Source organism: Burkholderia sp. FL-7-2-10-S1-D7 (assembly GCF_001524185.1).
Taxonomy (GTDB): Bacteria; Pseudomonadota; Gammaproteobacteria; order Burkholderiales; family Burkholderiaceae; genus Burkholderia; species Burkholderia diffusa.
In genome coordinates this window covers 84,776-104,209 of the sequence record NZ_LOWY01000049.1, presented here as the reverse complement: position 1 = coordinate 104,209, position 19,434 = coordinate 84,776, and the positions used below count along the sequence as shown (strand labels likewise).

General features: G+C 66.7%; 24 protein-coding genes. 5 read left to right on the top strand and 19 right to left on the bottom strand.

Features of this window, described 5'->3' with window-relative positions; translation table 11 throughout:
* Positions 1-41: 41 nt before the first annotated feature.
* Positions 42-1,610, bottom strand: coding sequence for a methyl-accepting chemotaxis protein (locus WS75_RS17440; RefSeq protein ID WP_059681651.1), 1,569 nt, complete (start codon positions 1,608-1,610; stop codon positions 42-44).
* Positions 1,611-1,810: 200 nt separating this feature from the next.
* On the opposite strand from WS75_RS17440, the gene WS75_RS17435 reads away from it, so the two are divergent.
* Positions 1,811-2,101, top strand: a complete 291-nt coding sequence (locus tag WS75_RS17435; RefSeq protein WP_044848209.1) for a YciI family protein — start codon at positions 1,811-1,813, stop codon at positions 2,099-2,101.
* A gap of 151 nt (positions 2,102-2,252) precedes the next feature.
* Here WS75_RS17435 and WS75_RS17430 read toward each other — a convergent pair whose 3' ends face one another.
* Genes WS75_RS17430 through WS75_RS17410 form a run of 5 tightly spaced genes read right to left on the bottom strand, consistent with a single transcriptional unit; the run spans position 2,253 to position 6,335 of the window.
* The gene (locus tag WS75_RS17430) at positions 2,253-2,870 is read right to left on the bottom strand and encodes an SCO family protein (RefSeq protein ID WP_059681650.1); all 618 of its coding nucleotides are present in this window, start codon (positions 2,868-2,870) and stop codon (positions 2,253-2,255) included.
* A gap of 18 nt (positions 2,871-2,888) precedes the next feature.
* On the bottom strand, positions 2,889-3,791 hold the full coding sequence (cyoE, locus tag WS75_RS17425) for a heme o synthase (protein WP_006477738.1): 903 nt from the start codon (positions 3,789-3,791) through the stop codon (positions 2,889-2,891).
* Positions 3,792-3,799: 8 nt separating this feature from the next.
* Entirely contained in the window at positions 3,800-4,912 is a 1,113-nt protein-coding gene (locus WS75_RS17420; protein WP_059681649.1) for a COX15/CtaA family protein, read from the bottom strand.
* Positions 4,913-4,937: 25 nt separating this feature from the next.
* Positions 4,938-5,564 carry an SCO family protein gene (locus WS75_RS17415; RefSeq protein ID WP_059681648.1) on the bottom strand — a complete coding sequence of 209 codons (627 nt, stop codon included), beginning with the start codon at positions 5,562-5,564 and terminating at the stop codon, positions 4,938-4,940.
* A gap of 60 nt (positions 5,565-5,624) precedes the next feature.
* Positions 5,625-6,335 (bottom strand): SURF1 family protein, encoded by a 711-nt coding sequence (locus WS75_RS17410; protein ID WP_059681647.1) that lies wholly within the window; start codon positions 6,333-6,335, stop codon positions 5,625-5,627.
* 84 nt (positions 6,336-6,419) lie between these two features.
* On the opposite strand from WS75_RS17410, the gene WS75_RS17405 reads away from it, so the two are divergent.
* Complete coding sequence (locus WS75_RS17405) at positions 6,420-6,629, top strand: twin transmembrane helix small protein (protein WP_059681646.1); 210 nt, start codon at positions 6,420-6,422, stop codon at positions 6,627-6,629.
* 204 nt (positions 6,630-6,833) lie between these two features.
* On the opposite strand, the gene WS75_RS17400 is transcribed toward WS75_RS17405, so the two are convergent.
* The 8 genes from WS75_RS17400 to WS75_RS17370 form a co-directional block, all read right to left on the bottom strand.
* Positions 6,834-7,691 carry a cytochrome c oxidase subunit 3 gene (locus WS75_RS17400; RefSeq protein ID WP_059464449.1) on the bottom strand — a complete coding sequence of 286 codons (858 nt, stop codon included), beginning with the start codon at positions 7,689-7,691 and terminating at the stop codon, positions 6,834-6,836.
* Positions 7,692-7,830: 139 nt separating this feature from the next.
* Entirely contained in the window at positions 7,831-8,031 is a 201-nt protein-coding gene (locus tag WS75_RS17395) for a DUF2970 domain-containing protein (protein WP_059599870.1), read from the bottom strand.
* Positions 8,032-8,047: 16 nt separating this feature from the next.
* Positions 8,048-8,656: a cytochrome c oxidase assembly protein gene (locus WS75_RS17390; RefSeq protein WP_059681645.1), complete on the bottom strand. Its 609-nt coding sequence runs from the start codon at positions 8,654-8,656 to the stop codon at positions 8,048-8,050.
* Between the two features lie 35 nt (positions 8,657-8,691).
* On the bottom strand, positions 8,692-8,832 hold the full coding sequence (locus WS75_RS34190) for a cytochrome oxidase small assembly protein (RefSeq protein WP_006760728.1): 141 nt from the start codon (positions 8,830-8,832) through the stop codon (positions 8,692-8,694).
* A gap of 80 nt (positions 8,833-8,912) precedes the next feature.
* On the bottom strand, positions 8,913-10,520 hold the full coding sequence (ctaD, locus tag WS75_RS17385; RefSeq protein ID WP_059681644.1) for a cytochrome c oxidase subunit I: 1,608 nt from the start codon (positions 10,518-10,520) through the stop codon (positions 8,913-8,915).
* A 43-nt stretch (positions 10,521-10,563) separates the two neighbouring features.
* A complete protein-coding gene (gene coxB, locus WS75_RS17380; protein ID WP_059681643.1) occupies positions 10,564-12,147 on the bottom strand; it encodes a cytochrome c oxidase subunit II in 1,584 nt (527 codons plus the stop codon).
* A 57-nt stretch (positions 12,148-12,204) separates the two neighbouring features.
* A complete protein-coding gene (locus WS75_RS17375) occupies positions 12,205-12,729 on the bottom strand; it encodes a DUF2244 domain-containing protein (RefSeq protein ID WP_059681642.1) in 525 nt (174 codons plus the stop codon).
* A gap of 195 nt (positions 12,730-12,924) precedes the next feature.
* Positions 12,925-13,890 carry a methyltransferase domain-containing protein gene (locus tag WS75_RS17370; protein ID WP_059681641.1) on the bottom strand — a complete coding sequence of 322 codons (966 nt, stop codon included), beginning with the start codon at positions 13,888-13,890 and terminating at the stop codon, positions 12,925-12,927.
* An 84-nt stretch (positions 13,891-13,974) separates the two neighbouring features.
* Between WS75_RS17370 and WS75_RS17365 the strand changes: the two genes are divergently transcribed.
* The gene (locus tag WS75_RS17365) at positions 13,975-14,781 is read left to right on the top strand and encodes an amidophosphoribosyltransferase (RefSeq protein ID WP_059681640.1); all 807 of its coding nucleotides are present in this window, start codon (positions 13,975-13,977) and stop codon (positions 14,779-14,781) included.
* Between the two features lie 107 nt (positions 14,782-14,888).
* The gene (trmL, locus tag WS75_RS17360; RefSeq protein ID WP_059681639.1) at positions 14,889-15,359 is read left to right on the top strand and encodes a tRNA (uridine(34)/cytosine(34)/5-carboxymethylaminomethyluridine(34)-2'-O)-methyltransferase TrmL; all 471 of its coding nucleotides are present in this window, start codon (positions 14,889-14,891) and stop codon (positions 15,357-15,359) included.
* 45 nt (positions 15,360-15,404) lie between these two features.
* Here trmL and WS75_RS17355 read toward each other — a convergent pair whose 3' ends face one another.
* The 5 genes from WS75_RS17355 to WS75_RS17335 all read right to left on the bottom strand — a co-directional run bounded on the left by WS75_RS17355 (position 15,405) and on the right by WS75_RS17335 (position 18,329).
* A complete protein-coding gene (locus tag WS75_RS17355; protein WP_059681638.1) occupies positions 15,405-15,929 on the bottom strand; it encodes an O-acetyl-ADP-ribose deacetylase in 525 nt (174 codons plus the stop codon).
* Positions 15,930-16,034: 105 nt separating this feature from the next.
* Complete coding sequence (locus tag WS75_RS17350; protein ID WP_059681637.1) at positions 16,035-17,033, bottom strand: NAD(P)H-dependent glycerol-3-phosphate dehydrogenase; 999 nt, start codon at positions 17,031-17,033, stop codon at positions 16,035-16,037.
* Between the two features lie 26 nt (positions 17,034-17,059).
* The gene (gene secB / locus WS75_RS17345) at positions 17,060-17,542 is read right to left on the bottom strand and encodes a protein-export chaperone SecB (RefSeq protein ID WP_059681636.1); all 483 of its coding nucleotides are present in this window, start codon (positions 17,540-17,542) and stop codon (positions 17,060-17,062) included.
* A 107-nt stretch (positions 17,543-17,649) separates the two neighbouring features.
* Positions 17,650-17,910 (bottom strand): glutaredoxin 3, encoded by a 261-nt coding sequence (gene grxC, locus WS75_RS17340; RefSeq protein ID WP_012364773.1) that lies wholly within the window; start codon positions 17,908-17,910, stop codon positions 17,650-17,652.
* The gene (locus WS75_RS17335; RefSeq protein WP_059599861.1) at positions 17,907-18,329 is read right to left on the bottom strand and encodes a rhodanese-like domain-containing protein; all 423 of its coding nucleotides are present in this window, start codon (positions 18,327-18,329) and stop codon (positions 17,907-17,909) included. The genes grxC and WS75_RS17335 overlap by 4 nt, the downstream gene beginning before the upstream one ends.
* A 134-nt stretch (positions 18,330-18,463) precedes the next feature.
* Between WS75_RS17335 and gpmA the strand changes: the two genes are divergently transcribed.
* The gene (gene gpmA, locus WS75_RS17330; RefSeq protein WP_059681635.1) at positions 18,464-19,210 is read left to right on the top strand and encodes a 2,3-diphosphoglycerate-dependent phosphoglycerate mutase; all 747 of its coding nucleotides are present in this window, start codon (positions 18,464-18,466) and stop codon (positions 19,208-19,210) included.
* The last annotated feature ends 224 nt before the right edge of the window (positions 19,211-19,434 follow it).

Sequence of the window (19,434 nt, the reverse complement as noted above, 5' to 3'; positions counted from 1 at the left end):
ACCAGGCCGCCACTAGGCCGCCTCCAGGCCGTTAGTTGCATTCAATGCACGCGGCCACCGGCATCGGCGACCCGGAACGCACCGATCGCGTCGCGCAGCCGGCCGGCCTGCTCCTGCAGCGACGCCGCGGCCGCGGTGGCCTCCTCGACGAGCGCCGCGTTCTGCTGCGTGACCTGATCCATCTGTGTGACCGCGCGCCCAACCTGCGTGATGCCGCTCGCCTGCTCTTCGGACGCCGCCGCGATCTCGCCCATGATGTCGGTCACGCGCGCGACCGCCTGCAGGATCTCGCCCATCGTCGTGCCGGCCTGGCCGACCAGCGTCGAGCCGTTACGCACGCGCTCGACCGAATCGACGATCAGTTCGCGGATCTCCTTCGCGGCCGTCGCGCTGCGCTGCGCGAGCGAACGCACCTCGCCCGCGACCACCGCGAAGCCGCGCCCCTGCTCGCCGGCCCGCGCGGCCTCGACCGCCGCGTTCAGCGCGAGGATGTTGGTCTGGAACGCAATGCCCTCGATCACGCCGATGATGTCGGCGATCTTGCGCGAGCTGTCGTCGATCTCGCCCATCGTTCCGATCACGCGACTGACGACGTCGTTGCCCGCCCGCGCGATCTCCGATGCGTTGTTCGCGAGCCCGCTCGCCTGCCGCGCGTTGTCGGCGTTCTGCTTCACCGTCGCGGTCAGCTGCTCCATGCTCGCGGCCGTTTCCTCGAGCGACGCGGCCTGCTCCTCCGTGCGCTGCGACAGGTCGTCGTTGCCGGCTGCGATCTCGCGGCTCGCCGACGCAATCGACTCGGCCGACTGGCGGATTCCGCCGATCGTCGCCTGCAGGCGCGCCTGCATGTCGCGCATCGCCGCCATCATGCTCGTGTCGTCGCCTGCGCGCACCGGCACGGGCCGCGTGAGGTCGCCCTGCGCGATGCGGGTCGCCAGCGCGGCCGCTTCGTCCGGCTCGCCGCCAAGGCTGCCGCGCACGTTGCGGATGATCACGAGCATCGCCGCGCTGATCGCGAAGCCGATCGCGAACACGACCGCGAGGTGGCCGAACAGCGTCCGGTAGTAGACGGTATCGATGTCCTTGAGGAACACGCCGCTCGAGATGTTCCAGTCCCACGGCGCGAAGCGCGTGACGTAGCTGATCTTCGGCACCGCGGTCTCGCTGTGCGGCAGCCGCCCGCGATACTCGGCGAAGCCGCTGCCGGTCGCCTTCGCGGCGTTCAGGATCGTGACGAACAGCGGCTTGCCGTCCGGGTCGAGATAGTCGCCGACCTGCGTGCCGACGAGTTTCGGCAGCGTCGGGTGCATCAGCACGACGGGTTTCGAATCCATCACGAACACATAGCCCGACTCGCCGTAGCGCATCGCGGCCACGCTCGCGAGCGCGTCGCGCTTCGCGTCGGCCTCGGACAGCGTGCCGCTCTGCGCGAGCGCGTGATATGCGCTGACGATGCCGGCCGCCGACTCGACCAGGTTGGCGATGCCTGCCTTGCGTTCGGCGAGCATCGTCGCGCGCGTCTCGTATGCGCTCCATGCGCCGACGCCGATCAAGCCGATCCATACCAGCGCAAGCGCGAGCCACAGCTTGCGATTCAAACTCATTCTGCTCATCTGCGTGCCTTGTTGTCGAAGTCGATGCCCGCGATACGCGCGAACGGCCGGTCGCGCGCAAACGGTTGCCTCCATATTTACGGCAGCGTGACTTACAACTTGAATACACGCACGACGGCCGGCACGACACGGGACGGCCGCTGTGCTAAAAAGACCGGCTGACCGGCACACGACGCGCCGGCGACATTCCAGGGCCATCCATGTACGTCATCGACATCCACTACAACGCGTCGCTCGAGCGCATCGACGATGCGCTCGAACGCCATCGTGCGTATCTGCAGCCGCTGTTCGAGCGCGGCATCTTCATCGCAGCGGGGCCGAAGGTGCCGCGCGAAGGCGGCGTGATCCTCGCGGCCCGCATCGACCGCGACGAACTGGACGCGATCCTCGAGACCGATCCGTTCGTGACCGAAGGGCTCGCGACGTATCGCGTGACGGAATTCCGGATCACGCGTGCTGCGCAGGGCTTCAACGTGCCGGCACTGCCGTAACGCGCGCCGGCGCGCGAATGTGCGTACGCACGCCGCCTCGCGAGGCGGCGCATGCAGATCGAGGGGAAACAGGAGGAATGCGTGACGGCGCGTCGCGGCCGTCACGCGTTTCGCCGGGGGAACGCCCGGGCGAACATGCGGCGCGCGCCGCTCAGTCGACCAGCAGCTTCAGGTCGTGAACCCACGGGCCGGGGCCCTGGCCGTCGCGCACGAACAGGCGCAGCTTGCCGTCGCGGTCGAACACGTAGCTCGCGGCGGTGTGATCCATCGTGTAGCTGCCGGGCGTCTTGCCGGGCACCTTCGCGTAGTACACGCGGAAATCCTTCGTGACCTTCTTGAGCGCCGCTTCGTCGGCCGGCCGCAGGCCGATGAACGACGGATCGAACGCGGGCACGTATTGGCCGAGCAGCGCGGGCGTGTCGCGCTCCGGATCGACGGTGACGAACAGCACCTGCACGCGCTTCGCGGCATCGGGCCCGAGCTGCTTCAGTGCTTCAGACAGCTCGGCCATCGTCGTCGGGCACACGTCCGGGCAGTGCGTATAGCCGAAGAACATCACGACAGCACGGCCCTTGAAGTCGGCGAGCGTGCGCACCTTGCCCGTCGTGTCGGGCAGCGAGAAATCGCTGCCGAATTGCGTGTTGCCGGTGATGTCGAGATTCTGGAACTTCGGCGCGTTGTCGCAGCCGGCGAGCAGCGTGGCTGCCGCAAATGCGCACGCGAGCATCCAGCCTTGGCGCGCGCGGCGCCCGAACCATGAATGGATCATTGCGTTCAAACCGTGCGGTTACACGCCGAGCAGCGGGCGTGCATAGTGATCGACGAGCAGCGCGGCGAACAGCAGCGACAGGTAGACGATCGAGTAACGGAAAGCCTTGCGGGCGAGTTCATCCGAATAGTCGCGGTGGATCTTCCACGCATACGCGAGGAATACCGCGCCGAGCAGCACCGCGCTCGTCAGGTAGACGGCCCCGCTCATCCCCGAGATGAACGGCATCAGCGTGACCGCGAACAGGATCACCGTGTACAGCAGGATGTGCAGCCGCGTGAATTTCTCGCCGTGCGTGACGGGCAGCATCGGCAGGCCCGCGTTTTCGTAATCCTTGCGGCGATACAGCGCGAGCACCCAGAAATGCGGCGGCGTCCACACGAAGATGATCAGCACGAGGATCCATGCGTCGCCGGGCACCGCGCCGGTGACCGCGGCCCAGCCGAGCGCCGGCGGCATCGCGCCCGATGCGCCGCCGATCACGATGTTCTGCGGCGTCATCGGCTTGAGCAGCAGCGTGTAGATCACCGCGTAGCCGACGAACGTCGCGATCGTCAGCCACATCGTCAGCGGGTTCGTGAACGTATAGAGCGTCCATGCGCCGACGCTGCCGAGCACGGCCGAGAACAGCAGGATCTGCGGGGTCGTGATCTCGCCGCGCGCGGACGGACGCCATGCGGTGCGCCGCATCATCGCGTCGATCTTCTGTTCGACGAGGCAGTTGATCGCGAACGCCGCGCCGGCCAGCAGCCAGATGCCGACGGTGCCGCCGATCAGCACATGCCACGGCACCATGCCCGGCGTCGCGAGAAACATGCCGATCACAGCACAGAACACCGCAAGCTGCGTGACACGCGGCTTCGTCAGCGCCATGTACTGAGAAAACCGGCTACCGGGCGATTGGGAAAGGGTGCTTTGCATGGGGGCGGTCACGCCGGGGCGGCGTCGCGCGCAGGCTGCGCGACACGGCCGGGGCGGCTTGAAAGGATGCGAAAGTTTAACATGACGACGAGCAGCAGCAGGATCGCGGCGCCGCCGTTGTGCGCGACGGCGACCGGCAGCGGCCACTGCAGCACGATGTTGGTCAGGCCCGTCAGGAACTGCAGCAGGACCACCAGCAGCACGCCGTTCGCGGGCCGGCGCAGCGACTCGAAGCGGCGCATCTTCAGCGCGAACGCGACCAGGTACGCGACCACGACGAACGCGAACGTGCGGTGCGTCCAGTGGATCGCGACCAGCGCGTCCTGCGTGATCGCGTCGCCATCCTTCGTCATGCCGAGCGCGCGCCACAGATGGAAGCCCTGCTCGAAATTCATCGGCGGAATCCACTGACCGTTGCAGGTGGGGAAGTCGGTACACGCGAGCACCGCGTAGTTGGTGCTCACCCAGCCGCCGAGCGCGATCTGCACGACCAGCAGCACCAGCGCCGCGAGCGCGGCCGCGCGGTAGCGGCCAGCCTCCGGGTCATGCGACGGCAGCGGCGTCTGCCGCGCCGCGAGCCAGCCGAGCGTGCCGAGCAGCGTAAGGCCGAGCAGCAGGTGCGTCGTGACGATCACCGGCTGCAGCTTCATCGTGACCGTCCACGCGCCGAACACGCCCTGCACGACGATCAGCAGCAAGAGGCTCGTCGGCCACCACGGCGACACGTGCAGCGGGCGGCGGCGCAACCGCGCGGACCACGCAATCACGACCTGCGCGATGATCAGCACGCCGATCGCCATCGCGAAATAACGGTGGATCATCTCGATCCACGCCTTCGTCATGCTGACGGGGCCGGTCGGCATCGCCTGGTGCGCGGCCGTGATCGCGGCGTGCGCGATGAACGGCGACGACGTGCCGTAGCAGCCGGGCCAGTCCGGGCAGCCGAGGCCCGAATCGGTCAGCCGCGTGAAGCCGCCGAACATCACGAGGTCGAGGGTCAGGAACGTGGTGATCCACACCAGCTTGCGGAACTTGTCGTCGTCGGCCTTGACCCACACGTACGACAGCGGCAGCAGCGCGATGCAGAGGCCGATCAGGCCGAGTTGCAGTAGATACGACATTGAATGGTTGCCTCGTCGTCTCGCCTTAACCGATGCTCGACCACTTCAGCAGCTTCGTGACGTCCGCCTTGATCTTGCTGGGGTTCGGGTCCTTCGGGAAACGCATCATCAGGTTGCCGTTCGGGTCGACCATGTAGATGTGGTCGCTGTCCCTGGTGCCGGCTTCCGCCGGCAGCCACGCGGCGACCGCGGCCGGATCGGCGATCAGCCGGCGCGTGTCCGGATAGGCCTCCAGCACCTTCGGCGGTACCGCGCCCGCATCGCTGCGCAGCCATACCATCGTGATCCGGTGTCGCTCGCCCGCCTGCGTGACGCGGACCTGGCGCATGAAGTAGAGCTTTTGCGCGCAGGCGTCATCGCACGCGCTGCGGTCGGTCATCACGAACAGCCACACGCCGCGCAGCGACGACAGCGGCACCGTCTTGCCGGTTTCGTCGGTCACCTGCAGGTCGGCCGGGATCGGCCGCTGCGGCTCGATCAGCGTGCCGTAGTTGGTCGAGCCGCCCTTCGGCTTGATCACGTAATAGGTGAAGTACGACGCGATGATCGGTGCTGCGCACACGAGACCCAGCAGCACGAGCATCCAGCGGCCGCGCTTGCGGGCCGCGGGCGAGATCGGCGCTGCGGCCGGACCCCGACGGGAAGATTGCATGGACAAATCAGACCTCTCGAAACGAACCCGCGGCGCTTGCGCCGCGTCCTGGCATGGCGCTCACGCGCCGGCCGACTTCTTCGCCGCACGCCGCGCGGCGTACAGGCCGAAACCGAGCGCGGCCGCCGCCATGGCCCACCACTGAAACATGTAACCGTAATTGCGCTCGACGCCGGTCGTCGCCGCCGGCCAGTCGCGCACGAGCTTGTCGCCGTCGTCGCTCGTCTGCTGGATCACGAACGGCTGCAGCGGCAACCCCGTTTCCTTCGCATACGCGGCGACGTCCAGGTTCTGCCGGATCTTCTGGTGCGCGGCCGAGCCGCCTTCGCCAAGCTCGAACGCGCGCGACGCATCGGCGCGCGCGATGCCTTCGATCTCGATGTCGCCGTCCGGCGTCGAAAACGGCTCGATCGCCGTGCGATCGGCGATGTTGCGCGGCAGCCAGCCGCGGTTCACCAGCACGACGCCGCCGCCCGAGAGTTTAAACGGCATCACGACGTAAAAACCCGGCTGATCGTTATACGGCCGATTGTCGAGGAACACCGCTTGCTCCGGCAGGAAGCGCCCCCTGGCCCGCACGCGGTGGAACTCGATCGACGCGAGCGGAATCGGCTGCGCACCGACGTCGACGGGCACCGCGTGCTCGTAGCGCACGATGCTCGCCTGCAGCGCCTCCTTCTGGTGCGCACGGTCGCGCTGCCAGAATCCGAGGCGAATCGTAACCGCGACGACGGCGAGTATCAGCAGCGCAGGCAGCCAGCGGATCTTCATCGGGCCACCCGCGACACGCATGCGCGAAAGCGAAGTGCGATAATTATCCTCTTCCTTTCGAATTGCCGTCGTCCGGTTCGTGTCATGCACATCCTCGTTCCCATCGCCTTCGTCCTCATCGTCGCCAGCATGGGCTCGGCGCTCTACTTCATGATGCAAGACCGCGGCCATACGAAACGCATGGTGTGGTCGCTTGCCACCCGCGTCGGGCTGTCGATCTCGCTGTTCCTGTTCATCCTGCTCGCGAACTGGATGGGCTGGATCCATTCGACCGGCCTGCCGATCGGGCGTTGATGCATGCGTGCCGGCGGTCACCGTGACCGCCTCGGCCGCTCTGACCGCTGTGACATTTCGCCGCACAACGGCGCCACCAAGTAAAAGCGCCGCCTGACGAAGTCGCGGCGGCGCCGGGTTGGCGTTGAGCGCAGGCAACCAGCCGCTGCCCCGTCCCCGCCAATGAAAACGGCCCGCGCATCGCTGCGCGGGCCGTTCCTGCATTTACAGCCAGTAGACGACGACGTACAGGCCGAGCCAGACGACGTCGACGAAGTGCCAGTACCACGCGGCGCCTTCGAATGCGAAGTGGTGATCGGGCTTGAAGTGGCCGCGGATCATCCGCACCAGCACCACCGCGAGCATCGTGCCGCCGAGGAACACGTGGAAGCCGTGGAAGCCCGTCAGCAGGAAGAACGTCGAGCCGTACACGCCCGAGTTCAGCGTCAGGTTCAGTTCGTTGTACGCGTGGTAGTACTCGAAGCCCTGCATGAACAGGAAGCAGACACCGAGCACGAGCGTCGCGGCCAGCCAGGCGATCGCCTTGTTGCGGTGATCGTCGCGCAGCGCGTGGTGCGATACCGTCAGCGTCGCACCCGACGCCAGCAGGAACGCAGTGTTCAGCGTCGGGACCGGCCACGGGCCCATCGTCTTGAAGTGACCGGCAAGCGCGGCGGGGCCTTCGTTCGGCCACACGGCGGAGAAGTCCGGCCAGATCAGCTTGTAGTCGAGGCTGCCGAGCTGGTGCAGCGCGATTTCACGCGCATAGAACAGCGCGCCGAAGAATGCGCCGAAGAACATGACTTCGGAGAAGATGAACCAGCTCATGCTCCAGCGGTACGATTTGTCGACGTTCTTGCCGTAATGACCGCCTTCCGACTCGGCGATCGCGTCGCCGAACCAGTGATACAGCGTGAAGAGCAACCACAGCAGGCCAAGCAGCGCCGTGTACGGAGCCCAGTCGTGACCGTTGATCCACAGCGCCACCGACGCGAGCATGACCAGCAGGCCGATGGCCGCGCTGATCGGATGCTGCGACGGATGCGGCACGAAATAGTACGGGGTCTGGTTTTGACCGCTCATGCTTGATTCTCCACTTCAGTCCAATTTGTGTACCGGAAACCGCTCCGGATTTATTTCTTGCACGGCGCGTGCCGCCGCCGCTCTTTCCCGCACGCGGCGCCCGGGCGCCACGCACTGCATTCTTTCGTGGCCGCGGGCCTCAACCCACGACCGCGCGCACGATCAGGATCAGCACGCCGATGAACACACCGGCCGCGATCAACGCGACGATCAGCACATGCAGCGGATTGAGCTGCGTCGCATCGGCCTCCAGGTCGCGCCGCTTGCGCACCCCGAAGAACGACCACAACACCGCTTTCACCGCCTGGCCGAACGACCCGCTCCGCTTGGTCTCTGTCACCGCCCCGTCTCCGTCGTCATGCGTCCGGCTTCGCCGCGCCCTGCGCCGCCGTCTTGCGCGTTGCCGGCGCCGGCGTGGCTGGCGTGTTCAGCTCGAAGAACGTGTACGACAGCGTGATCGTCTTCACGTCCTTCGGCAGCTTCGGATCGATCACGAACACCACCGGCATCTTGCGCGACTCGTTCGCGGCCAGCGTCTGTTGCGTGAAGCAAAAACATTCGATCTTCTTGAAGAATTCCGTTGCCTGCTTCGGCGCGTAGCTCGGAATCGCCTGCGCCACCATCGGCCGGCCCTGCCCGTTGGTCACGTCGTACACGATCGTCGTCAGTTCGCCCGGATGCACGTCGAGGCTGTTGTGCTCCGGCTTGAACCCGAGCGGGCCGCGCGCATTCGCATCGAACTCGACCGACACCGTGCGGCTGTAGTCGACCTGCGAGTTCTTCGCCTCGCGTTCGCTGACATCGCGCTGCACCAGGTTGTTGATACCGGTGATCTGGCAAATCGCGCGATACATCGGAATCAGCGCGAAGCCGAAGCCGAACATCAGTCCGGCCACGACGAAGAGCTTCATCAGCATCGAACGATTGAACGCGCGATCGACGGCGCCCTCTTCCGGCTTCGACATACGACTACTTCCTCGCTACTGCGTCAGTTGCTGCATCAGTGAGTGGACAGCCACCACTGCTTGATCACGACACCCACAAAAAAAACGGCGGCGATGACGAGCAGGATGAGGCCGAGCCGCTTGTTGCCCGCGCGAATCTGCTCGGGCGTTCGTCTTTCTTGTGGATTCCGGTTCATCTGAAACTTCGCTGAAACTTCGATTCGGCGCCCGCCGCGCCTGCCTGCACGGCAGGCAGCGACGGAACGCCGGTTGAAACTTATTCGACGTGCGGCGGTTGCTCGAACGTGTGGAAGGGAGCCGGGCTCGGCACCGTCCACTCGAGGCCCGTCGCGCCATCCCACGGCTTGTCCGACGCCTTTTCCAGCTCGCCGCCGCCACGGTAGGCCGGCAGCGCGACCGCGAACAGGAAGTACACCTGCGCGAGGCCGAAGCCAAATGCACCGATCGTCGCGACCTGGTTGAAGTCCGTGAACTGCGCCGGGTAGTCCGCATAGCGGCGCGGCATGCCCGCGAGACCGACGAAGTGCATCGGGAAGAACGTCAGGTTGAAGAAGATCATCGACGCCCAGAAGTGGATCTTGCCGCGCGTCTCGTTGTACATCCAGCCCGTCCACTTCGGCGCCCAGTAGTACCAACCCGAGAACAGCGCGAACAGCGAACCGGCCACCAGCACGTAGTGGAAGTGCGCCACCACGAAGTAGGTGCCGTGGTACTGGATGTCGAGCGGCGCCATCGCCAGCATCAGGCCCGTCAGGCCGCCGAACGTGAACACGAACAGGAAGCCGATCGCGAACAGCATCGGGGTTTCGAACGTCATCGAGCCGCGCCACATCGTCGCGAGCCAGTTGAACACCTTCACACCCGTCGGCACGGCGATCAGCATCGTCGCGTACATGAAGAACAGCTGGCCGGTAACCGGCATGCCCGTGGCGAACATGTGGTGCGCCCAGACCATGAACGACAGGATCGCGATCGAAGCCGTCGCGTACACCATCGAGCTATAGCCGAACAGCGTCTTGCGTGCGAACGCCGGGATCACCTGCGACACGATCCCGAACGCCGGCAGAATCATGATGTACACCTCGGGGTGGCCGAAGAACCAGAAGATGTGCTGGTACATCACCGGGTCGCCGCCGCCTGCCGCGTTGAAGAACGACGTGCCGAAGTGGCGGTCGAACAGCACCATCGTGATCGCGCCTGCCAGAACCGGCATCACGGCGATCAGCAGGTACGCGGTGATCAGCCAGGTCCATGCGAACATCGGCATCTTCATCAGCGTCATGCCCGGTGCGCGCATGTTCAGGATCGTCACGACGATGTTGATCCCGCCCATGATCGACGAAGCACCCATGATGTGGACCGCGAAGATCGCGAAGTCCATGCCCGGGCCCATCTGCGTCGACAGCGGCGCGTACAGCGTCCAGCCGGCGGCCGTCGCGCCGCCCGGCGCGAAGAACGAACCGACCAGCAGCACGGCTGCGACCGGCAGCAGCCAGAAGCTGAAGTTGTTCATCCGCGCGAACGCCATGTCGGACGCGCCGATCTGCAGCGGAATCATCCAGTTCGCGAAGCCGACGAACGCCGGCATGATCGCGCCGAACACCATGATCAGGCCGTGCATCGTCGTGAGTTCGTTGAAGAACTCCGGACGCATGATCTGCAGGCCCGGCTCGAACAGTTCGGCACGGATGGCGAGCGCCATCACGCCGCCCGACAGGAACATGATGAACGAGAACAGCAGGTACAGCGTACCGATGTCCTTGTGGTTGGTGGCGAACAGCCAGCGCCGCCAGCCGTGCGGGGCTTCGTGCGCGTGGTCGTCGTGCGCGTGGTCCGCGGCTACGTCGTGCCCGATGCTAGACATGAGAATCTCCTAATGCGAATACGTCGACTAACTCAGCGACACGTCAAGCCGCCGGCCCGATCTCGACACGCCGGGCTTCCTTGGCGTCAGCCCCGCCCGTGATCGTTTCCGGCTTTTTGAGAATAATGTGGTCTTCCGCCACGCCTGCTGCCTTCAGCGCGTCGCGCACGGCCTGTGCACGATGCTTGGCGAGTTCGGCATTCGCGTCGGCCGAGCCCGTCTTGTCGGTGAAACCCGACAGCGCGAGCTTCGCGTCCGGATGTGCCTTCGCATAGTCGGCCGCTGCTGCGATGGCCGCTTTCGCGTCGGCCGGCAGCACGCTCTTGCCCGTCTCGAAGTAGATCGTCGACAGCGCAGCCGATGCCGACGCTGCCTCCGCGCCCGACGCGGCTTGCGCCGGTGCCGAGGCCGCTTCGGCCGGGGCCGCCGCACCTGCCGCGTCTTCCGGCATCTTGCCGTTGCGCGCGTCAGCCACTTGCTTCGGCTGCAGCAGGTCGTTCTTGTGGTTGCCCCACGAATTGCGCTCGTACGTGATGACCGATGCGATGTCGAGGTCCGACAGCGATGCCCACGACGGCATTGCACCCTTGCCGTGCAGCACGCGCTCGACGTGACCTGCGATCGGGCCGTTCACGATCGGGCTGCCGTCCATCGCCGGGAAGGCGCCGAGGCCCTTGCCGCTCACCTGGTGGCAGGCCGCGCAGTTCGCCTTGTAGACTTCCTCGCCGTGCGCGACGAGTTCGGCCATCGTGTAAACCTTGTTCGGATCGACCGAGGCGCTGGCCAGCTTGGCCTTCTGCGCGGTGACCCACTTCGCGTAGTCGTCGTCCGACAGCACGACGACCACGACCGGCATGAACGCGTGTTCCTTGCCGCACAGTTCGGTACAGAAGCCACGGAACGTGCCGACCTTGTCGGCCTTGAACCACGTGTCGCGCACGAAGCCGGGGATCGCATCCTGCTTCACGCCGAACGCAGGCACGTACCACGAGTGAACGACGTCGTTCGCGGTCGTGATGATGCGGATCTTCTTGTTGACCGGCACGACGAGCGGGTTGTCGACTTCCTGCAGGTACGTCTCGGTGATCGGCGTCTTGCCCATCACTTCGTCACGCGGGGTGCTGAGCGTCGACAGGAAGCTGATGCCCTCGCCCGGGCCCTTCACGTAGTCGTAGCCCCACTTCCACTGGTAGCCGGTGACCTTGATCGTGAGATCGGCGTTGGTCGTGTCCTTCATCGCGACGACGGCCTTCGTGGCCGGCAGCGCCATCAGCACGACGATGATGAACGGCACGATCGTCCAGATGATTTCGACGGTCGTGCTTTCATGGAAATTGGCGGCCTTGTGGCCTTTGGACTTGCGGTGCGCGAAGATCGAATAGAACATCACGCCGAACACGCCGACGAAGATCACCGTACACAGGATCAGCATCATCGTGTGGAGATCGTAGAGCTCCTCGGCGATCTTCGTGACAGGCGGCTGAAAGTTGATTTCATTGACGCGGGGGCCGCCCGGGCTATCACCGACCGCCAGAGCAGCGCCGGCAAAGAGCAATCCGCTGCATGCCAGCACGCCCGTGAGGGCTCGCTTGATTGTTTTCATAGCATCCTTACCCAAAATTTCCATTCAAACCCCTCCCCCGTCGCAAGCCGCCGGCCCGTTCCGGCCGATGCCCGCGCCTCGTCAGCCGCAGCGCCTGAGCGACACGCGCAGTTCGTCGGCGAACTGCGCACGCTTGTACTGCGCGAGATGCTGCCCGATTACGACGGTCTGCCCGCGCGATACCAGTCGAATCGGATCGCGTGGCGTCGCCCCCGGCTCGACCCGCACCCAGCGCGGGTTGAATTCGATCTGCGTGAACCGCTCCGCATCCATCCGCTCGATCACGAGCCGGTGCGGAAACAGCCTGATGCGCTCGTAATCGACCGCATGACGGGCGTAGACCGCAAACGCGACGCCTACCGCCAGCAATTCGATTCCAGTGAAGGGCATGACGAGCCAGGCCCCCCGCCACATCAGCAATGCCGCGATCACCAGCGAGAAGCCCGCGAGCGACGCGTAAAACAGCACGAACTGGCGCGGCGACACCGAACAGTTACGTTTCATGAGCCAGTCTTCGAGGACCGGCTCACCGTTCGTCGTCTCCGCCAAAACCCTCGCTGCTTCCATCGCCGCCTCACGCGAATGGCATGCGATGCATGCCTGCATCGGACTCGTCGGCCCGTATTGCGGGGACCCCGGGACGACAAGCTGACGCATTATAGGCGGGTTCAATGGCATCCACAAGCAAGCGGCTATCGGCCCGCGAGCCAAGCGCCACAAGCTTCCCGGCCGTTTTTCACGTCAATTCGACCCCGCTTTGCGCCGCTAATTTCAGACATAACAAAACCCCTCTTTACCGCTTTACCGATTCTTCGGACGCCCCTTTCCGATATCTTCGATGCGCACGATCCCGTGCCCCTCGGCGGTCGTGCGCGGCACGGCCTTCCACGCGTGGCCGTAGATCACTTCGAACGTCAGGGCAATCGTGCCGTCCGCGCGCCGGCGCGCTTCCAGCGCATCGCCGAGCGCCGCGCGAAAGCGCCGCGCCGCCCGCTGCGGCACCGCGCGGTCGAACGGATAGGCGCCCCAGCGGCGCACGTCGGCCAGCAGGGAATCGGGCGTCTTGTACGTCACGGTCAGCACTTCCTGGTCCATCACCGGAATCTCGAAGCCGCTTTCGACGAGCATGTCGCCGAGGTCGTGCATGTCGACGAAATCGACGACGCGCGCGGAGGGCGGCGCGATGCCGAGCGCCGCTTCGGCGTCCGCGCAGGCCGCACGCAGTTCGCGCAGCGTGTCGGGGCCGAGCGTGCTGAACATCAGCAGGCCGTTCACACGCAGCACGCGCTGCCATTCAGGAAATACCGTATCGGGACGCGAATGCCAGTGCAGCGCGAGATTCGACCAGATCAGGTCGAACGCGCCGGCCGCGAACGGCAGCATCGAAAAGTCGGCCTGCGCGACGCGCGGGCCGCGCTGGCCCAGCGCCCGGCCGAGCGACGCGGGCAGCCAGCGGCGCCAGCTCGTCTGCTCGACCTCGCGGTGGCCCGCCCGCGCGAGCATCGCGCCGGACAGGTCGACACCGAACACCGGCGCTTCGGGAAAGCGCGCGCGCAGCGCCGGCAGGTCGTCGCCCGGACCGCAGCCCGCGTCGAGCACCGCCGCGGGGCTCACCTTGATGTATTCGAGGCGCTCGTTCATCCGCTGCGCGATCTCGCGCGGCAGGAACGCGACCGCGTCGAACACGGCGGCGCGGCGATCGAAGATCCGCCGCAAACGCCGGGCGTCATTGGCCGGACGGCCGGTTGAAGTCGAAGCTGGGGACATGTCGGGCACACTGGCGAAGAGCCCGAAGTATACTCGCTCGCCTCGTTGCCTTCAGCGAGACGCGGGCCGCCAGGAGTGTTCGCGATGGATCGCCGTTTCGCCCCGCGCCCAATGCGCGTCGTTTTGTCGCAGATTGGTGCGCTAGCCGTGCGCGTCGTCGCGCTCGCGTTACCGAATCGGTGCGCACTGTGCGGCAATTTGTCACACACGGTGATTTGCAGCGCCTGCGACGCAGCGTACTGGAACGAAGCGCGGCTGCGCTGCGCCGTCTGCGCGGTGCCGCTGGGCGTCGTGCAGACGCGCGGAGCGCGCGGCCGGCACGGTAGCGCCGGTTTCGCATCCGCGTACCGGTGCGACGCATGCCGCACGACGCCGCCGCCGTTCGATGCGACGCTCGCGCTCGCCGATTACCGCGCGCCGCTCAACGGGCTCGCGCGCAGCCTGAAGTTTCATTCACGGCTCGCGCTGGGTGCGGAATTCGCGGCCCGGCTCGCGGAGCGGGTCGACGACACGGACGCGATGCGCGCCGCCGGCGGCTTCGACGTGATCGCACCGGTGCCGCTGTCGCGCGGACGGCTCGTCGCGCGCGGCTACAACCAGGCGTGGGCGATCGCGCGGCCGCTCGCGCGCCGGCTCGGCGTGCGCGCCGACGCGGCGCTGCTTGCACGCGTGACCGAGACCGCGCCGCAGTCGCGGCTCGACCGGCGTGCGCGGCGCGACAACGTGCAGGCAGCGTTCGCAGCGGCGGGCGACCTCAGCGGCCGCCACGTGGCGCTCGTCGACGACGTGATGACGTCCGGTGCGACGCTCGCGGCAGCCGCGAATGCATTGAAGGCGGCGGGTGCCGCGCGCGTGACGAATCTGGTTGCGCTGCGCACCGCCAGGGATTAATTAGTTAGAGAGGCCGGCCGCCCGCACGCGGCGACGGTCGTCACGAACCGGCCGGCCGGGACGGAATGCACGCTGCTCCGCCCCGGCCGGCCCAGCCAGACCCAACCATGTTCAACGTCGTCCTCGTCGCCCCCGAAATTCCGCCGAACACCGGCAACGTGATCCGCTTGTGCGCCAATACCGGCGCGCGTCTGCATCTGATCGAGCCGCTCGGCTTTCCGCTCGACGACGCGAAGATGCGTCGCGCGGGCCTCGACTATCACGAGTACGCGGAAATGCGTGTGCACCGCGACTGGGACGCGTTCATCGCCGCCGAAGCGCCCGATACCGCGCGAATGTTCGCGTTCACGACCCGCGGCTCGGGCCGCTTCCACGACCATGCGTTCGTGCCGGGCGACTGGTTCGTGTTCGGCTCCGAGACGCGCGGCCTGCCGGCCGAATTGCTCGAACGCTTCCCGAACGAACAGCGCGTACGCCTGCCAATGCGGCCAGGCAACCGCAGCCTGAACCTGTCGAACACGGTGGCCGTGGTCGTGTTCGAGGCGTGGCGCCAGGCCGGTTTCGAAGGCGGCGCCTGACGCGCGCCCGGCGCGGCCCGCACCGCGCCGCGCGGCCGGGCAGCGCTAGCTGCGCGCGAGCCGCGCGCGATACAGGTCGTAGATGTCGGATGAAAAACACGCGAATATCACGCGTGCGAGGTTCGGCGCCTGCGGCAGCATTTCGGCGACCGTGCCGACGGCGATGTCGACGGCCTCCTCGGCCGGATAGCGGTACACGCCGCAGCTGATCGCCGGGAATGCGATCGACGTCGCCGCCACTTCCTCGGCCAGCTCTATCGCGCGCCGGTAGCATGCCGCGAGGAGCTCGGGCTCGCCGCGCCCGCCGCCGTGCCACACCGGGCCGACTGCATGAATCACATACTTCGCCGGCAACCCGTGGCCGCGCGTGAGCTTCGCGTCGCCGGTCTCACAGCCGCCGAGCGTGCGGCACTCGGTCAGGAGGCCCGGGCCGGCCGCGCGATGGATCGCGCCGTCGACCCCGCCACCGCCGAGCAGCGAACCGTTCGCGGCGTTGACGATCGCGTCGACGTCGAGCGTCGTGATGTCGACGAGTTGCGCGTCGAACGTGGTGGAACCGATCTGCAGCATGACACCCTCCCGAAACGCCGGAGACTATTCAAGCGTAGTGCGCTTTGGCGCTGCCCGCTTTGCGCGAGCGCGCCCGGCCGCAATAATCGGTGAGATTCGTCCGTGCTATTCGGCGCGCGCGTCGCGCCGCAGCAGGCCGCTGACCGCATCGCGCGGTGCGACGCCGTCGAACAGCACGCCGCACACGGCTTCGGTGATCGGCATTTCGATCGGTTGCGCGCGCGCGAGCGCGAGCACGGCCTGCGCGCAGCGCACGCCTTCGGCCACATGGCCGAGCGCGCCGAGGATGTCGTTCAGCGAGCGGCCAGCCGCCAGTTGCAGGCCGACCGTGCGATTGCGCGACAGGTCGCCCGTCGCGGTGAGGATCAGGTCGCCGAGGCCCGTGAGGCCCGTGAAGGTTTCCGCACGGCCGCCGAGCGCGACGCCGAGCCGCGACATTTCGGCGAGGCCGCGCGTGACCAGCGCGGCGCGCGCATTCAGCCCGAGCCCGAGGCCGTCGGAGATGCCGGTCGCGATCGCCAGCACGTTCTTCACCGCGCCGCCAACCTCGACGCCGACCACGTCGTCACCCGTATAGATCCGCATCGCGCCGTGATGGAACGCGGCGAGCGTGCGCTCGCGGCATTCGGCGGAGGTGCTTGCGACCGTCAACGCGACGGGCAGCGCGAGCCCGACCTCGCGGGCAAAACTCGGCCCCGACAGCACGCCGTTGCTGTGCTGCTCCGGCAGCTCGGCCGCGATCACCTGATGCGGCAGCAGGTGCGTGTCGGCCTCGAAGCCCTTGCAGACCCACACGATGTGCGCAGGCACGCAGCCTGCGTCGCGCATCGCGCCGAACAGCGAGCGCAGCCCGGCCACGGGCGCGGCGATCACGCACAGCGCGTCGTCCGCGGCGCCGTGCGCAAGCGCGGCGCCGAGATCGGCGTCGTAGCGCAGCGCATCGGGCAGCGCGATGCCGTCCAGATAGCGGGAATTTTCGTGCCGGGCCTGCAGCCCGGCGATCAGCGCAGCGTCGCGCGCCCAGAGAAGCGTATCGTGCCGCGCGGCCAGATGGCCCGCGAGCGCGGTGCCCCAGGCACCGGCGCCGAGAACGGCTACTTTCATACCCAGCACCGGTCCGGAGTGAAACGTCAGTTCAGCGTCGTGCCGTTCGGCGCGCCTGCCGCACCGGCCTGCTGCTGCTGAAGCTGAGCGAGACGCTGCTCGTACAGCGCCTGGAAGTTGATTTCCGCCAGGTGGATCGGCGGGAAGCCCGCACGCGTGATCGCGTCGGCGATGTTCGAGCGCAGGTACGGGAACAGGATCGTCGGGCACGCGATGCCGACGAGCGGGTCGAGCTGTTCGTCCGGAATGTTGCGAATGTCGAAAATGCCGGCCTGCTTCGCTTCGATCAGGAACGCGACCTTGTCCTTCACCTTCGCGGTGACGGTACCCGACACGACGACCTCGAACACGCTTTCCGCGAGGCGGTCGGCCTTGACGTCGACTTCGACTTCAACCGACGGCATGTCCTGCTCGAGGAAGATCGCCGGCGAATTCGGCTGCTCGAGCGACATATCCTTCAGGTAGACGCGCTGGATGTTGAAGAACGGTTGGTTTTCGACGTCGGACATGGTGTTTCCCTAAAAGTGGTGACGGGGCGGCCCGGCTTCACGCCGGTCGCCTCGGTTGAATCCTGCGCGCTCGAGCCGCGGCGCGACCGGCGGCCATTCTGCCCTAATCAGGCCGCTTGCAGAAGCGGCAAGAGGCCGCCTTCGCGATCGAGCTTCGACAGATCGTCGTAACCGCCGACATGCGTGTCGCCGATGTAGATCTGCGGCACCGTGCGACGGCCCGTGCGCGTCATCATTTCCTCACGGCGGGCCGGGTCGCGGTCGATCAGGACCTTTTCGATCTGCTCGACGCCGCGCAGCTTCAGCAGGCGCTCGGCCTGAATGCAATACGGACACACCTGCGTGCTGTACATCAAAACCTTGCTCACTTCGCCACTCCTTGTTTGACGACCGGCATCCCGGCCTGCTGCCACGCGGCGACGCCGCCCTCGAGCACGTGGACCTCGGCATAGCCCGCCGCCTCGACCTCGCGCGCCGCCTTCTGCGACTGCTGGCCGTTCTGGCAGACGAGCAGCACGGGGGTGCTCTTGTTTTTCGCGACCTGCGCGATCTTCGCGCCGATCTCGCCGGCGGCGACCTGGCGCGCCGACGGCAGATGGCCGGCGGCGAAGTCGGACGCGGTACGCAGGTCGATCACGACCGCGTTGCGGCGATTGATGAGCTGCGTCGCCTCCGCGGCCGACAGGCCGCCGCGGCCGCGGCGCAGGGCCGGCCACGCGAGCAGGCCGCCGGAAACCACCAGGATCGCGATAAGGGCCAGGTTCGTGTAATTGGTAAAGAACGTCACGGAATGCCGCCGGAAAAAGAGAAATCGGAAAAGGACAATCCCGCCATTATAAAATAACCGTCTTGCGCGATGGCGGACCCGGATCGGGTACCGCGCGACGCGCCCCGCTTCCTTCACTACCGACCGCAAGATCCATGTACAAACTCGTTCTCATCCGCCACGGCGAATCGACGTGGAACAAGGAAAACCGCTTCACCGGCTGGGTCGACGTCGACCTGACCGAGCAGGGTCGCAACGAAGCCTACCAGGCCGGCGAATTGCTCAAGGAAGCCGGCTACACGTTCGACATCGCGTACACGTCGGTGCTCAAGCGCGCGATCCGCACGCTGTGGCACGTGCAGGACAAGATGGACCTGATGTATCTGCCGGTCGTTCACTCGTGGCGCCTGAACGAGCGCCACTACGGCGCGCTGTCGGGCCTGAACAAGGCGGAAACGGCCGCCAAGTTCGGCGACGACCAGGTGCTCGTGTGGCGCCGCAGCTACGACACGCCGCCGCCGGCGCTCGAGCCGACCGACGAACGCGCGCCGTTCAACGACCCGCGCTACGCGAAGGTGCCGCGCGAGCAGCTGCCGCTCACCGAGTGCCTGAAGGACACGGTCGCGCGCGTGCTGCCGCTGTGGAACGAATCGATCGCACCGGCCGTCCGTGCGGGCAAGCAGGTGCTGATCGCCGCGCACGGCAACTCGCTGCGCGCGCTGATCAAGTACCTCGACGGCATCTCTGACAGCGACATCGTCGGCCTGAACATCCCGAACGGCGTGCCGCTCGTGTATGAACTCGACGAGAACCTGAAGCCGATCCAGCATTACTACCTGGGCGACCAGGACGCGATCGCGAAGGCTCAGGCCGCCGTCGCGAAGCAGGGCAAGGCGGGCTGATACCCGCGATGCCGGGCATGCCGCCGCGCGCGCGGCCTGCCCGGCCCACCCCGGCGTGCGGCGCGAACCTTCGCGGCCCCAGTGCTGTCGAATTCGCTTTCGAATCCGCTGCGCGTGGGGCGGCCCCCGCCGGGAACCAGGGCTCCGGGGCCATTTCGCACCGTTGCACTGAGCAATCGGACGAACAGTTATACTTGTCCGCTACATCCCCGCTACCGCCACGC